Here is a 15,023-nt window from a genome sequence, read left to right on the forward strand (position 1 = left end):
CGGCTGATGGTGCGCTGGCGCTAAAGGCTCGCCAGCACTCCCGGCACCAGCAGCGGCAGGTCTTCACTGATCAAGCCCGGCCCGCCAAACCTGTTGGCGGCCTCGGCGTGCAGCCATACCGCCGCGCAGGCGGCTTCCCAGCCGGTCATGCCCTGCCCCATCAGCCCGGCCACCATGCCGGCCAGCACGTCGCCGGAACCGGCCGTGCCCAGCCAGGCGGGCGCGTTGGCATTGATGGCGGCCCGACCGTCGGGGCTGGCGATGACTGTGTCGCTGCCCTTGAGGATGATGGTGGCGCCCGAATGGCTGGCGGCCGCGCGGGCCCTGTCCAGCTTGCCGCCGGGCAAATCGCCGAATAGCCGCTGGAACTCGCCTTCATGCGGGGTCATCACTACGGGGCGCGGATCGGCCTTGATGGCGGTGTAGAGGGCTTCGGCGTCGCCGGAAAAACTGCTGAGCGCATCGGCATCGAGCACCGTCGCGGCGCCGGAGGCGAGAACGGCCAGGACGCGCTCCTTCGTCGCTTCTCCGACGCCTGCGGCCGGCCCGATGACCACGGCATTGATGCGCTGGTCGGCGAGCAGTTTGGCCAGTTCCGCGGCGGTCTCGGCGGGCTTGAGCATCACGGCGGTGACATGGGCTGCGTGAACCAGCAAAGCGGCCTCGGGGCCGGCCAGGGACACGACGCCCGCCCCGACGCGAAACGCCGCCATGGCGGCGAGCCGGGCCGCACCGGTCTGCAGCGGGCCGCCGGAGACGACGACGCAATGGCCGCGATGGAACTTGTTGCCCTCATTGCTGGCGACGGGCAGCGACCACAGGCTTGGCGTGTTCTGCCAGGCGATGGCGCCGATCGGCTGCAGCACCGATTCGGGAACGCCGATATCGGCCAGCACCACCTCGCCGCAGCGGTCGCGGCCCGGCTGCAGCAGATGGCCGGGCTTGAGGCGGAAGAAGGTCACGGTCATGTCGGCGATCATTGCCGTGCCGCGCATGGCGCCCGTGGCGCCGTCTATGCCGCTGGGAATATCGATGCTCACCACCGGGCGCGAGCTGGCGTTGACCGCGGCGATGGCCTCGGCGAAAGCGCCTTCTATATCGCGGTCGAGGCCCGCCCCGAGCAAGGCGTCGATCACCAGGTCCGCCGCATCGATATCCTGGGCGGTGGGCGCTGCGACGCGGCCGGTCCACTGCTCGGCCATATGGGCAGCGTCGCCCTTGAGCGCAGCCCGGTCGCCGATGAGGCGCAACTGCACAGGCCAGCCCTTCTGCTTGAGCAGCCGGGCCACCACGAAGCCGTCGCCGCCATTATTGCCGGGGCCACACAGCACCAGCACCGAACGCTGGTAGTAGCGCTCGATCACGGCCTCGGCGACGGCCTTGCCGGCAGCCTCCATCAGCTTGAGCGACTTGACGCCGGCCGCGACCGCGAGCCGGTCGGCCTCGGCCATCTGGGCCGGGGTGAGCAGGATATCGGCATGGGCAGTGGTCATGGCAAAACTCTCAACAAGCGCAACGGAACCTGCAAACAAAAAGCCGCCCATTTCTGGGCGGCTTTGAATTCTCGCGTCAAAACACCTTTAGTGGTGGTGTTCTTCCGGAACTTCGTCCTCGTCGGCCTGGATCAGCTTGGCCAGTTCTTCGCGGGTCATCTTCTTTTCAGTGATGGCGCCCTTGTCGGCGACGAAGTCGACGACCTTGTTCTCGAACACCGGAGCACGCAGGCCGGCGAGGGCCTGGGGGTTCTTGCGGTAATAGTCGTAGACCTGCTGTTCCTGGCCGGGGAAGCGGCGCACCTCGGCGATCAGCGCCTGCTGGTGCTCTTCCTCGGTCACGTTCACTTCGTTCTGGTTGCCGATCTCGGCGACGACCAGACCCAGGCGTACGCGGCGCTCGGCGATCTTGCGATACTGCTCGCGGGCCGCTTCCTCGGTCGTGCCTTCGTCTTCAAAGGACCGGCCGTGGCTCTGCACTTCGTGCTCGACGCGGCTCCAGATGGTGGCGAACTCGGCCTCCACCAGTTGGGCGGGAACGTCGAACTTGTGGCCGTCATCGAGGGCGTCGAGGATCTGGCGCTTCATGTGCTGGCGGCTCATGGAGGCGAGAGCGGCTTCCATCTGGGTCTTGACCGCGCTGCGCATGGCCTCAACGTTGTCGACACCGAGGCGCTTGGCGAATTCATCGTCGAGCTCGCCCTGGTTGGGGCCATCGACATGGAGGACCGTCACTTCGAACTGGGCCTTCTTGCCGGCGAGTTCTTCGCTCTGGTAGTCCTTGGGGAAGGTGACCTCGATCTCGCGGGTCTCGCCCTTCTTCATGCCGACCAGCTGCTCTTCGAAGCCGGGGATGAATTCGCCCGCGCCGACCGTCAGATGGGCATGGTCGGACGTGCCGCCATCGAAGGGCTTGCCCTTGATCTTGCCGACAAAGCTAAGGCCGAGACGGTCGCCGGTCTCGACGACGCCGTCGTCGCCCTTGTCGGTATAGCCGCGGTTCTGCGCGAAGACGCGGTTCACTTCGGCAGTGACTTCATCCTCGGTGATGTCGATCACCGGCTTGACCAGCTTGACACCGTCGAGCTTCATCAGCGCGACGGGCGGCAGCACTTCATATTCGACTTCGAAGGCGAGGTCGGCCTTGCCGTCGAGCACGTCGTTGATGACGGCCTGATCGTCGGGCAGATCGACTTTGGGCTGGGCGGCGGCGCGTTCCTTGCGGCCATCAAGCGTCTCGGAGACGGTCGAATTGATCGCGTCGGTCATCACTTCGGACATGGCCGAGCGGCCGAACATCTTCTTGATGTGCGCCAGCGGCACCTTGCCGGGACGGAAGCCCTTGATGTTGGCCTGGCCCTTGAGCTCTTCAAGCTTGGCGCCCAGGCGCGTATTGAGGTCCGCGGCCGGAATGGTGACGCTCAACTTGCGCTTCAGGCCTTCATTGAGGGTTTCGGTAACCTGCATTCGGTTCAATCCCGTATTCATTGATAGTCGTTTGATCGTAGGGCCGGTCCAATAGTGGTGCGGGTGAGAGGACTCGAACCTCCACGCCTTGCGGCGCTGGAACCTAAATCCAGTGCGTCTACCAGTTCCGCCACACCCGCAAAAGGACCCGTTGGCCGGGTTGGCGTTGCATCTATATGAAGATGGAAAGCCCGTCAAAGCCTAGAGTGGCGATTTGGCCGGAATGGCGAACACCGTGGTGATCAGCCCCTCCTCCACCACGAACATCACCGCCGTCTCGATGGGCTCGGGTCCCAGGCCATGGATCAGTTCGTGATCGATGACCTTGTTGCCGATGACCATGCGGTTGAGCAGTTCGGCGCGCAGGCCGGCATGGCTGAACCGCTGGCTGGCATAGAATTCCCCATAGGCGGCCTTGCCGTCGATCATCAGCGTCATGTCCGGCAGGCGGAAGCTGCGGACATTGTCGGCAAAGGCAGTGAGAAACCTCGGCAGGTCGCGCTGGTTGTAGGCCTCGAATTGCAGTTCAACGCATTGAAGTGGCGTCTTAAGCGTCATTGTGGCGGGCTCCGGCTCCGGCTTGCTGGGTTATTGCCTAAAATTTGTGCATTATGATGATGTTTTGGACATTTCCCGTCTGAGCGGCCCTTCCAACTACCTCAGGCTATCGCAGTAAGTCCTTTGTCGAACAAGTGTTTTTACCCGCGCGCCTGCGTGGCACAGGCCGTGCATACGGGTTGGCGGTATCCGCCGTTTGCGGCACGTGGAGGCTCAAAGTGAAAAAAATCGAGGCTATCGTAAAGCCGTTCAAGCTCGACGAGGTCAAGGAAGCGCTGCAGGAAGTTGGTCTGCAGGGCATCACCGTGACCGAAGCCAAGGGCTTCGGCCGCCAGAAGGGCCATACCGAACTCTATCGCGGCGCTGAATATGTCGTGGATTTCCTGCCCAAGGTGAAGGTCGAGGTTGTGTGCCCCGACGAACTCGCCGAGAAGGCCATCGAAGCCATCCGCAACGCGGCCCAGACCGGCCGCATTGGCGACGGCAAGATTTTCGTCTACTCGATCGAGCAGGCCATTCGTATCCGTACCGGAGAATTCGGCGACGACGCGCTCTAGGGGCCTCCACCCCAGCGCGGCACGCCGTGACTACAACCCAAAAACTATTCCGATCTAGACAGGGGAAGACCTAATGACCACCGGAGCTGACCTCCTCAAGCGCATCAAAGACGAGAACATCAAGTATCTCGACCTGCGCTTCACCGACCCGCGCGGCAAGCTGCAGCACGTCACGCTCGACGTCTCGATCGTCGATGAAGACCTGTTCGAAGAAGGCACCATGTTCGACGGTTCCTCGATCGGTGGCTGGAAGGCCATCAACGAGTCCGACATGGTCCTGATGCCCGATCCGAATTCGCACTATATGGACCCCTTCTTTGGCGCGTCCACGCTGGTGGTGAACTGCGACATTCTCGAGCCCCTCACCTACCAGCCCTATAGCCGCGACCCGCGCACCACGGCCAAGAAGGCCGAGTCCTACCTCAAGGCTTCGGGCATCGGCGACACGGTCGTGTTCGGCGCCGAGCCGGAATTCTTCATGTTCGACGACGTGAAGTATTCCAACACCCCGTTCAAGGTCGGTTTCGAGGTCGATCACCCCGAGCTGCCGTCCAACAACGACACCGCCTATGAAGCCGGCAATAACGGCCACCATATCGGTCTCAAGAAGGGCTACTTCCCGGTGCCGCCGCTGGACAGCGCGCAGGACATCCGCGGTGAAATGCTCGCTGCCATGGCCGAAATGGGCGTCGTGGTCGAAAAGCACCACCACGAAGTGGCCTCGGCTCAGCACGAACTCGGCATCAAGTTCGCGCCGATGATCAAGGCTGCCGATGACGTGCAGATCTACAAGTATGTCATCCACCAGGTCGCCAATGCCTATGGCAAGACCGTGACCTTCATGCCCAAGCCCATCTTTGGCGACAACGGCTCGGGCATGCATTGCCACCAGTCGATCTGGAAGGACGGCAAGCCGCTGTTCGCCGGTGACCAGTATGCCGGCCTGTCGATGGAAGCGCTGTACTACATCGGCGGCATCATCAAGCATGCCAAGGCGATCAACGCCTTCACCAACCCGACCACCAACAGCTACAAGCGACTGGTGCCCGGCTTCGAAGCCCCCGTGCTGCTGGCCTACTCGGCCCGCAACCGTTCGGCTTCCTGCCGTATCCCCTTCGGCCAGTCGCCGAAGGCCAAGCGCATCGAGATCCGCTTCCCCGATCCGCTGGCCAATCCCTACCTGGCCTTCTCGGCCATGCTGATGGCCGGCCTCGATGGCATCAAGAACAAGATCCACCCGGGCGACCCGATGGACAAGGATCTGTACGAGCTGCCGCGTCAGGAACTGATGCAGATCCCCCATGTCTGCGGCTCGCTGCGCGAAGCCCTGGGCGCCCTGGAAGCAGATCACGAATTCCTGCTCGCCGGTGGCGTGTTCGACAAGGACCAGATCGACAGCTATATCGAGCTGAAGATGACCGAAGTGGTGAAGTTCGAGCAGACCCCCCATCCGGTGGAATACGAGATGTACTACTCGGCCTAAGCCGAAACACATCAATGGAATTGGAAAGGGCCCCGAAAGGGGCCCTTTTGCTATTCGACGTCATTTCCGCGTAGGCGGGTATCCGGTTTTCTGGCGCCTAGTAGCCCGGGGGCCTGTCAAACCCGCCGAACGCCTGTTCGATCAACCCGGCAAAGCCGATTGTCGTCCGGTCCTCAAACCGTCCGCCAATGATCTGCATGCCGATGGGCAGGGCGTCGCCGCCGATGGGCATGGTGGTGACCGGCTGGCCGGTGGGGATCGCCAGCGAGGTCCACATCGGCAGCAGACCATAGGGCACTTGGCTGCCGTCGACATCGATGGTGCGCCCATCCCACGGCGTGGGGTCATGTTGGATCGCCGTCACCGGCGTCGCCGGGCAGAGGACGACGTCCCAGTCGGCGAACAGGTGGCGCCACTGATCAGCCAGCCCGAAACGGATGCGGTCGAGGTGGACCCAGTCGCGGTGGCTCATCGCCATGGCGCGCTGGCCAGCGGCGTTGAGGTCGGCGGTGTCGGGGGCGATCCCGGCCGCATGGGCGGCAATACCGCGCCAGGCGTCGTCCGGCATGTCGGCGCCAGCGAAGGCCATGAGCAGTTCGATGAACGTCTTGCCGAGCACGGTGACGTCGGGCAGGAGTTTTGCGTTACGGCTCACCGTGCAGCCTTCAGCCTCTAGTTTCGACGCGATCTCTCCAATCGCCGCCCGAACAACCGCCGCGGTCGGCACCAGCGGAATGTCGTCGATCACCAACACGCGGAAGTCGCGCAACCGGCTGTGCCGCACCGGCGGCAGGTCGAGCTTGAGCCCGGCCTCCTCCGGTCCCGCGATCACCTCCAGCGCCAGTTGCAGGTCCGCCGCGCTGCGCGCCATCGGCCCGATCACCGCCTGGTCGATCGGCGCCTGTACCGAAAGGTTTGGCGTGCCAGGCGGCTCAAAGCCGGTCTTGGGGACGAGGCCATGGGTGCCGCGATGCGCGAAGACGCCCGAAAAGCTCGCCGGTACGCGCAGCGAACCGGCGAGGTCGGAGCCGAATTCCAGCGGCACGAACCCTGCGGCCAGCGCCGCCGCGCCGCCACCGGACGAGCCGCCCGGGGTACGGCTCACGTCCCATGGACTGTTGGTGACGCCATAGACGGGGTTGGCCGATTGCCAGTCCTGCAGCATGGTCGAGACGTTGCTCTTGCCCAGCACCACCGCGCCCGCCGCCTTGAGCCGCGCGACCACGATGGCGTCTTCGGCCACCGCAATATCCGACGTTCCCGGGATGCCCCAGGTCGTGGGGAGGCCGGCGACATTGAATGCCTCTTTCACCGTCACCGGCAGACCGAGCAGCGGCAGGTTGGCACCCCCTGCCCGTGCCGCATCGGCGGCCTTGGCGGCGTCTCGCGCCCGCTCGAAATCGCGGACGACGATGGCGTTGAGCTTAGCATCCAGCGCTTCGATGCGGGTGATGGAAGCCTCGACCAACTCGACAGACGAAATCTTGCCGCTTCTGAGCGCGACGAGCTGGGCGGTGGCAGTTTCGTATTGCATGGGTCTCTCCTTGATCTATCCGTGAGAGTTACCCTCTCCGCCGCGAATGGGTTTGACCGAGATTGCCATGCGGCTAATTTTGTGCGCCGGGAGCCGCGGCCGGCTCGGTCAGTGCGTCAACTGGACCCGGCGGCTCCACCAGCATTCGCTCCAGGTCGCTCAACTCGTGCACGACGGTAAACTGCATGGCAAAGCCGACATTCAGCCGGCGCACCACGCGCCCGATCAGCGCACCGATGGCCAAGGGCGTCCCCTTGCCCGGCAGTATCGACGCGGAGACGGCGGCGCCCGATTGGGAAATGTCGATCACAAAACAGGGGTGACGGCTGCCGTCGCCCATGGTCATGACGGATCGGGGATGGCGCGGCATGAGGCGAGGGAAGTCCCGCTTGTCGACCAGATGCGCGTGCATATTGCTGCGCTTCCAGCGGATCTTGGAAGCCAGCTTCTCGCGCCCGTCATCATCGAGATCGAGATCGACTACGAAGCCGGTCGGCAGCTCCCGCGCCACGCGAGCGCGGAGGATGCCGAAGTCATGAAAGTGTATGACGACGATCTCGCCTTCATGGGCACTCACTGGTGCGATGATAACGGCGTGGGTGGGCGAGATCGAGCAGAGGCGACAGGCGTAGACGGGAACGCCTTCCTCGTCGTCGCTGTGGCGCCCCGACAGCGCATAGCACCCGGTGAGCGCGCCGATGAACCGAACATCATCGGGACGTTTTACCTTCGGTGTCGAAACCGGCTCCTGTGCGAGTAAAGTGATGTCATACCTCCCCGCGCGACTTCAGCAGCAAGGGTACGCCCAACTAATAAATGATTTCTCCATTGGGACAGATACCGATGGAGCCCGCCCATCGCAGCCGGATTTGTTTGCGGGCTACCGTTGCCGGCGGGTGCTTTTAATGGCCGGGGCGGCAATATTCGCGCCGTTTTATTGCGCGGCCGGCGGCGCCATGAGGGCCTCGATCTGGTCGAGTTCCTGGAGCTGCATGAACCGCAGGGCAAAGCCCACATCGAGATAGCGGACGACGCGGCCGACCAGCTTGCCGACCGCCATGGGTGTACCAAGTTCGGGCCAGATTTCCGCGGAAACGGCAATGCCCGACTGCGACACGTCGATGACGAAGCATGGCATTTGCGTGCCGTCGGCCAGGGTCAGCAGCGTCCGCGGGTCGCGCGGCGGGATGCGGCGGTGCTCACGCTTGTCGGGCACTTGCTCATGCACGCGCTTCTTCTGCCACACGATCTTGCCGCCCAGCTTGTTGCGCTCGGCGTCGGACAGCATCAGGTCGAGGACGAAGCCCGAGGGCAGCCGGCGGCTGATCTTGCCACGCAGCATGCCGAACTCATCGAAATGGGCGGCGACGACCTCGCCTTCCCGCCCAACGACCGGGCCGACGACAACGCACTGTCTGGTTGAGATGGAACATAGCCGGCAGGCATAGACCGCGACCTTGCCGTCGGCACCGCTGCGACGTTCAGCAAGCGCATAGCGACCGGCCACGGCGCCGATGAAGCGGACGTCGTGCCAGTCGAAATGCGATCGCTGTGGGGCAGCTCCGTCTTCAGCGTTCTGAAACATGGGCTCCTGATCCCAAGTGTTCCTGTCTCGCTGCAGAGATACCGGACAGTTGTTAAGGACTTCTCCCAATTTACAGGTAGACGCCGCGGTCTGCCATGCTGTTGCGGCCTCAATTTATTGCAGAGTTAATGCGCGCTTTAAGCAACCCGCAAAAATTGTCCGCCTCTCTGCAGTCAGGACGCTTCCCGCGCCATGGCTGCAAAGTGCAACTCGGGCCCATCAACTTCCGTCAGTCGGCGGTTCTCGATCAGGAGGAACCGGTTGCCCAGCCCGCGGACGAAGCTGCGGTCATGCGATACCAGTATACAGGTGGCGCCATGCGCCAATATTTCCTCTTCCAGTCGTTCTTGTCCGAGAATGTCGACGTGATTGGTTGGCTCGTCGAGGAGGTAAAAATTGGGCTCCAGCAATCGGATAGCCAGCAGTCCCAACCGCGCCCTCTGACCGAATGAGAGTTCGGCGATCGGGCGCTCCTGCGTCTCCACGGCAAAGCCCGCGGCGGCCAGCAGGCTCTTGCTGCGCTGGTCGCCCTGGTCGAAGCGGCCGGTGATGTAACCCAGCGGGGACTCCCGCGCCGGCAGGAAGCTCATGGCCTGGTCGACATAGCCGGGAACGATCTGGGGGCTGACACGGATGCCGGGCTTGTCGATGCCGGCCATGGCGCGATGCAGCAGGCCGATGAATTGCGACTTGCCGGTGCCGTTGCGGCCCAGGATTACCAGGCGATCGCCCTGGAAAATGTGCAACTTGTCGATGCGGAACAGCTTGTCGCCGGGTGGGCTGGTGACCTCCAGGTTCTCGATGGCCAGCATCACCCTCGCCTGCGCGCCGCTATTGCCCAGCCGGATGTCGCCGCTGCGCTCCTTGTGCAGTGACAGCACCGCGCTCTCGATCTTCTCGGCCCGCTCGCGCAGATATTTGGACTTCACGACAAGGAGGTCACTGCCGGAGTTGATGCCGATATTGGTGAGCTTGGCGGCCTGCTTGCGCAAACGGCTGACTTCCTTGAGGTCGCGTTCGCGCTTGGCCTGGGCGGCTTCGTCGGCCTCGGCCATCGCCACCCGGGCCCTGCTATAGGGCAGGGCGAAGACGTGTGACTCGTCGGGCCGCAGGAACAGGGTGCGGGTGGTGGTAGCGTCGAGGAATTGGCGGTCGTGGCTGGCGATGATCACCGGAATGTTGCGGGCCGCCTGGTTGATCCACGTCTCAAGCTGGAACAGCTTGCCCAGGTCGAGATGGTTGGTGGGCTCGTCAAGCAGCAGAGCGTCCGGCTGCAGCACCCAGCAGCGGGCGATCAGCGCGATACGCTGCCAGCCCCCGCTGAGCTCGCTCAGCCGGCGTCCGCGCATGGCTTCCGGGGTTTCGAACTCGTCGAGCACGACGTCGACGCGCCAGCTGTCGGTGTCGCGGTCGGCCGGCGGCAGGGCGTGTAGCACCGCTTCATAGAGCGTCATACCCATCATGGCGGCGGGCATGTCCTGTTCGACATAGCCAATTGTCAGGCCGCGCGAGCGCACGATATCGCCGGAGGTCAGTTCCCCCTGCCCGGCCATGGCGCGCAGCAGCGTGGTCTTGCCGCGGCCATTGCCGGCGACAAGGCCGACGCGGTCGCCATCACCGATGACGAGGTTGAGATTGGAAAAGAGCGTGTCGGTGGCCACAAGGCCGGCATTGCGGAGGCTGATCGAGCCCATTTTTGTCTCACTGGGTGCGGCGCGTTATCAGGAAAGGCGCCATTGCCGTCAGAAGGCGGTCGGGGACCGCCACGAAGGGCAAACCAGAATGGAAGAGACAGGAAGGATCGTCCGTACCAGTACCGGTCAGCCCTGCAGCTTGAGCCACAGGGCCTGGACAGGGCCACGGGAGCGGTGCGCGAACAGCAATGTCATCGGACCCTCCCTGGTTGGTTTTTCGGCCTGGATCGATCATTAGCCGCGCCAGCGCGGGAAATCAATCGGCGGAAATCACAGGAAATAGAACATGGCCGCGATCAGCGCGACAACCCCGGAACGTGGGGCGGTGAGCTTGGCCAGCCGGTACGCAATACCTGAAAACCCGGCATGCGGCCAAACACCGAAGACAATTGAGCCGGCAGGGACCGGATACGCAGAACTAGGATCCCGATCGGCTCGCATACGGCAACTCCAGACAAAAACCGTATGCGTCTGGTCTAGCAGCGTGCGTTTAAGAAAGTGCTCTCAAGAAGCAAACGGAACGTAAACCGGGCGCCCGATCTTGGGACGATTTTGTTGCCCGACTGTCGGTTAGCCAGCCGGACGCAGCTGCTGGCGGCCCTCGATACGGCCGCTGCAGAAGTTGAAATCCAGCAGGTAGACCCAGCCGTCGCGGGTGGCGCGCACCTGGATATTCTTTTCCATGGCGACGTTGAGGTAGATATTGGTGTAGCCGCGGGCGGCAACGGCATCGCGGATCTGCCGATCGGTCATGCAGGTGATACGTTCGGGGTAGAAGTCGGAGGCTTCGTCGCCGAAGAAGATGCCGAAGCCGAACGATTGCGCCTGGGCGGGCATTGCTGCGCCCGCGCCGAGCAGCAGCGCGGTCAGTGCGATGGCGATGAATCTGATCATGAATGCCTCCTTCTGACGCTTCAATCGGCCAATATGGCGCGCGGGGCTTGAACCGCGCCGTAACCAGTCGTTCATCTGGCGTTCAGACTTGTGAAGAACTCGGGGCGGCCACGCCGGTTCCCTGCCCTGCGCCATGCGCGGCTGGGATATGCTAGAAGGCGGAATCGCCCGATTCGGGCGCAAAGACGGAATGTGCATGTCGCAAGCAGAAGACCTTTTCGGCGCTGAACCAGAACGCCTGCCGCCCGAGACGCCAAAGCCGGCGTCCAAGGCGCCGAACGTTACCGCTGGCTCCTATTCGGCAGCAGATATCGAGGTTCTGGAAGGACTTGAGCCGGTCCGGCGGCGGCCCGGCATGTATATCGGCGGCACCGATGCCAATGCCCTGCACCATCTCTTCGCCGAAGTCATCGACAACTCGATGGACGAAGCTATTGCCGGCCACGCCACCCGCATCGAAGTGCATATCGGCGCCGACGGTTACGTGACGGTTACCGATAATGGCCGCGGCATCCCGGTCGAGCCACACCCAAAAAACCCTGAACTTTCAACGCTTGAGCTGGTTCTGACCAAGCTGCATGCCGGCGGCAAGTTCGACTCCAAGGCTTATGAGACCTCCGGCGGCCTGCACGGCGTGGGTGTCTCTGTCGTGAACGCCCTCTCGGACGACATGACCGTGGAAGTCGCCCGCGACCAGGTGCTCTATCGCCAGAGCTATTCGCGCGGCATTCCCACCACCAAGGTCGAGATGATCGGTCGCGTCAACAATCGCCGCGGCACCACCACGCGCTTCCATCCGGACCCGCAGATCTTCGGCGACACTGCCCATTTCTCGGCGGCACGGCTGTTCCGCATGACGCGGGCCAAGGCCTATCTGTTCGGCGGCGTGGAACTGCGCTGGAGCTGCGACGAGGCGCTGGTCACCGAGGACGCCCCGGCCAAGGCGGTGTTCCACTATCCCGATGGCCTCAAGGACTTCATGACCGCCCGCATCGAGGGCGAGACGCGCATCGTCGACGAACTATTCGCCGGCAGCCACGGCAAGCCGGGCACGCATGGCGCCGTCGAATGGGCGATTGCCTGGACGCTGGGGGATGGCGGGGTTTCCTCCTACTGCAATACCGTGCCGACGCCCGATGGCGGCACGCATGAGGCGGGCCTGCGCACGGCACTGCTGCGCGGCCTCAAGAACTATGCCGAGCTGACCAAGAACAAGAATGCGGCCATTCTGACGGCCGAGGACGTGTTCGCCCATTGCAGCGCCATGCTGTCGGTCTTCGTGCGCGAGCCCGAATTCGTCGGCCAGACCAAGGACAAACTGGCCTCGGGCGAAGCCACGCGCATCGTGGACAATGCCCTGCGCGATGCGTTCGACCACTGGCTCGCGGCCTCGCCCAACCAGGCGGGCAAGCTCATGGACTGGGCGATCGAGCGGGCCGAGGAGCGGCTGCGCCGGCGCAAGGAAAAAGAGATCGACCGCGCCAGTGCGACGCGCAAGCTGCGCCTGCCCGGCAAGCTGGCTGACTGCACGCAGACCGCCGCCCAGGGCGCGGAACTCTTCATCGTCGAAGGCGACTCGGCCGGCGGCAGCGCCAAGCAGGCGCGCGACCGCAAGACCCAGGCGATCCTGCCGTTGCGCGGCAAGATCCTCAATGTCGCTTCCGCCACCAAGGACAAGCTGACCGCGAATGCGCAACTCGCTGACCTGATGCAGGCGATCGGCTGCGGCATCGGTGTGCATTACCGCGAAGAGGATCTGCGCTATTCCCGCATCATCATCATGACCGACGCCGACGTCGACGGCGCGCATATCGCTTCATTGCTGATCACATTCTTCTACCGGCAGACGCCCCGACTGATCGACGAGGGTCATCTCTATCTCGCGGTGCCGCCGCTCTATCGGCTGACCCATGGCGCCAAGACGATCTACGCCCGCGACGACACCCACAAGGATCAGCTCCTGAAGAGCGAATTCAACGCCAACGCCAAGGTCGATGTCGGCCGCTTCAAAGGCCTCGGCGAGATGATGCCGGCGCAGTTGAAGGAAACCACCATGGACCCGGCCAAGCGCACCATGCTGCGCGTGGTTCTGTTGGCCGACGACCGCGAGGGCACCGCCGATTCGGTCGAGCGCCTGATGGGCACCAAGGCCGAGGCGCGCTTCGCCTTCATTTCCGACAAGGCCGAATTCGCCAGCGAGGATTTGCTGGACGTCTAGCGTCCGGCAGCACCGATAACGGCCGAATTTCGCCTTTCGGGCGGTGGATTCGCCGCTTTTGGGGGCTTTTCCCCGTTATCGTTTTCCGCCGGGTGTGTTGCCCCGGCAACAGCATTTTGGACGAAACCAGCTATAGTTTTCGGGACAGTTCGAGATTCTGGGAATCGAAATTTAACGCTGGTCAAGGTTCGACCGCTCACTAACTGGGGTAATTGACATGAAAAGACTGGTCGTTGCACTGACCGCGATCGCGGCCTTCACCGGATCGGCGCTCGCCGCCGACATGGCGCCCCGTTATGCCAAGGCTCCGGCCCCCATGGCTCCGATCTACAATTGGACCGGCTTCTACATCTTCGGCGGCGGCGGCGGTGGCCTGTGGACAGCCGACAGCAACACCCAGACCTTCCCCGGCGCGGTTGCACTTACCCGCGACCAGCGGTTCGGCGGCGATGGCTGGTTCGGAACCGTCGGCGCCGGTTACGACGTGCAGTTCGGCGGCAAGTGGGTCGCCGGTATTTTCGGTGATGCACAGTTCGGAAGCCTCAAAGGTTCGCTCAGCGATCAGGCCATTGGCACTGAAGGTCGGGTGAAGCTCGAAACCAGCTATGCAGCCGGCGCGAGACTGGGCTATCTTGTGGCTCCGAATGTGCTGTCTTACGTCAACGCCGGCTACTCCGGTTCGGAGTGGTCGGGCAGCACCCAGTCGTTCATCGCTCCCGGCGGTGTTGCGGTCACCACCACGCCGTCATTCAGCCGTAATGGCTGGTTCATCGGCGGCGGTGTCGAGAACAACCTCGATATCTTCGGTATCTCGGCGCCCGGCTGGTTCATGAAGACCGAATATCGCTCGGCCTTCTACGATCGCACCACCCTCCCAATGACATTCACGCCTGCTTTCGGCGGCGGCCCCACCGGCACAGCAGTTACCTTCGAGCCCTGGGTCCAGACCGTCAGCACCTCGCTGGTCTATCGCTTCAACTGGGGCCGCTGAGTACTGATCTCTCCCGGACCGACCAACTCGAAAGCCCCGGCATTTGCCGGGGCTTTTTTGTGCCTTGGCGAAATGACGATCTGACGAAGTCGTCGTTTCCTCCCCTTGCCCTCCCCGCACAAGCACAGCACTCTGGCACCCACGCGATATCCCACGGCCACCAGCGAGCGAACTCATGCGCAAATGGCTTCCGATCATCGGTTTCCTCGCTCTCGCGATCGGGCTCCTGTGGATCGGTCAGGGCACCGGCGTGATCGCCTGGCCGGCGTCGAGCTTCATGATTAAGCAGACTCAGTGGGCATGGTACGGCGCGGCGCTGGCCGCGCTCGGAGTGATCCTGATCTGGCGGGGCAAGCGTTGAATTCGTAGGGTGGGCAAAGGCGCGTTTGCGCCGTGCCCACCATCCTTCAACGGCGCCATCGTCGATGGTGGGCACGCAAGGGCTTTGCCCACCCTGTACCCTTCTTGGCGTTCAGCGGCCGGTCTAAACGTTGTAGGCTTGTCGCACGGGCCGATCTGCCGGGAGCCGCCTAACCCACCTGTGCCGAG

Annotated in this window: 13 protein-coding genes and 1 tRNA gene; 5 read left to right on the forward strand and 9 right to left on the reverse strand. The window is 63.4% G+C overall.

Annotated features, from left to right (window positions below):
- Nucleotides 1–20: 20 nt before the first annotated feature.
- The 4 genes from V6M52_RS08820 to V6M52_RS08835 all read right to left on the reverse strand — a co-directional run bounded on the left by V6M52_RS08820 (nucleotide 21) and on the right by V6M52_RS08835 (nucleotide 3,518).
- Nucleotides 21–1,493: an NAD(P)H-hydrate epimerase gene (locus V6M52_RS08820; protein ID WP_332700749.1), complete on the reverse strand. Its 1,473-nt coding sequence runs from the start codon at nucleotides 1,491–1,493 to the stop codon at nucleotides 21–23.
- A gap of 87 nt (nucleotides 1,494–1,580) precedes the next feature.
- A complete protein-coding gene (gene tig, locus V6M52_RS08825; protein WP_332700750.1) occupies nucleotides 1,581–2,960 on the reverse strand; it encodes a trigger factor in 1,380 nt (459 codons plus the stop codon).
- Nucleotides 2,961–3,015: 55 nt separating this feature from the next.
- Nucleotides 3,016–3,100: transfer RNA gene (locus V6M52_RS08830), tRNA-Leu, on the reverse strand.
- Between the two features lie 61 nt (nucleotides 3,101–3,161).
- A complete protein-coding gene (locus V6M52_RS08835; RefSeq protein ID WP_332700751.1) occupies nucleotides 3,162–3,518 on the reverse strand; it encodes a nuclear transport factor 2 family protein in 357 nt (118 codons plus the stop codon).
- A 218-nt stretch (nucleotides 3,519–3,736) separates the two neighbouring features.
- On the opposite strand from V6M52_RS08835, the gene V6M52_RS08840 reads away from it, so the two are divergent.
- Nucleotides 3,737–4,075, forward strand: coding sequence for a P-II family nitrogen regulator (locus tag V6M52_RS08840; RefSeq protein WP_035079039.1), 339 nt, complete (start codon nucleotides 3,737–3,739; stop codon nucleotides 4,073–4,075).
- Between the two features lie 73 nt (nucleotides 4,076–4,148).
- Nucleotides 4,149–5,558: a type I glutamate--ammonia ligase gene (glnA, locus tag V6M52_RS08845; protein ID WP_332700752.1), complete on the forward strand. Its 1,410-nt coding sequence runs from the start codon at nucleotides 4,149–4,151 to the stop codon at nucleotides 5,556–5,558.
- Nucleotides 5,559–5,655: 97 nt separating this feature from the next.
- Here glnA and V6M52_RS08850 read toward each other — a convergent pair whose 3' ends face one another.
- The 5 genes from V6M52_RS08850 to V6M52_RS08870 form a co-directional block, all read right to left on the reverse strand.
- Nucleotides 5,656–7,092 carry an amidase gene (locus V6M52_RS08850; protein ID WP_332700753.1) on the reverse strand — a complete coding sequence of 479 codons (1,437 nt, stop codon included), beginning with the start codon at nucleotides 7,090–7,092 and terminating at the stop codon, nucleotides 5,656–5,658.
- Between the two features lie 73 nt (nucleotides 7,093–7,165).
- The gene (locus tag V6M52_RS08855; RefSeq protein WP_332700754.1) at nucleotides 7,166–7,669 is read right to left on the reverse strand and encodes a PilZ domain-containing protein; all 504 of its coding nucleotides are present in this window, start codon (nucleotides 7,667–7,669) and stop codon (nucleotides 7,166–7,168) included.
- Between the two features lie 357 nt (nucleotides 7,670–8,026).
- Nucleotides 8,027–8,677 (reverse strand): PilZ domain-containing protein, encoded by a 651-nt coding sequence (locus V6M52_RS08860; RefSeq protein ID WP_332690874.1) that lies wholly within the window; start codon nucleotides 8,675–8,677, stop codon nucleotides 8,027–8,029.
- A gap of 173 nt (nucleotides 8,678–8,850) precedes the next feature.
- The gene (locus tag V6M52_RS08865) at nucleotides 8,851–10,371 is read right to left on the reverse strand and encodes an ABC-F family ATP-binding cassette domain-containing protein (protein WP_332700755.1); all 1,521 of its coding nucleotides are present in this window, start codon (nucleotides 10,369–10,371) and stop codon (nucleotides 8,851–8,853) included.
- A 570-nt stretch (nucleotides 10,372–10,941) separates the two neighbouring features.
- Nucleotides 10,942–11,265, reverse strand: a complete 324-nt coding sequence (locus V6M52_RS08870; RefSeq protein ID WP_332690868.1) for a hypothetical protein — start codon at nucleotides 11,263–11,265, stop codon at nucleotides 10,942–10,944.
- A 196-nt stretch (nucleotides 11,266–11,461) separates the two neighbouring features.
- Between V6M52_RS08870 and parE the strand changes: the two genes are divergently transcribed.
- The 3 genes from parE to V6M52_RS08885 all read left to right on the forward strand — a co-directional run bounded on the left by parE (nucleotide 11,462) and on the right by V6M52_RS08885 (nucleotide 14,835).
- On the forward strand, nucleotides 11,462–13,483 hold the full coding sequence (gene parE, locus V6M52_RS08875) for a DNA topoisomerase IV subunit B (RefSeq protein WP_332700756.1): 2,022 nt from the start codon (nucleotides 11,462–11,464) through the stop codon (nucleotides 13,481–13,483).
- Between the two features lie 217 nt (nucleotides 13,484–13,700).
- Complete coding sequence (locus V6M52_RS08880; RefSeq protein WP_332700757.1) at nucleotides 13,701–14,474, forward strand: outer membrane protein; 774 nt, start codon at nucleotides 13,701–13,703, stop codon at nucleotides 14,472–14,474.
- A gap of 175 nt (nucleotides 14,475–14,649) precedes the next feature.
- Nucleotides 14,650–14,835, forward strand: coding sequence for a hypothetical protein (locus V6M52_RS08885; RefSeq protein WP_332700758.1), 186 nt, complete (start codon nucleotides 14,650–14,652; stop codon nucleotides 14,833–14,835).
- The last annotated feature ends 188 nt before the right edge of the window (nucleotides 14,836–15,023 follow it).

This window comes from Devosia sp., from assembly GCF_036676215.1.
In the GTDB taxonomy this organism is placed as follows: domain Bacteria; phylum Pseudomonadota; class Alphaproteobacteria; order Rhizobiales; family Devosiaceae; genus Devosia.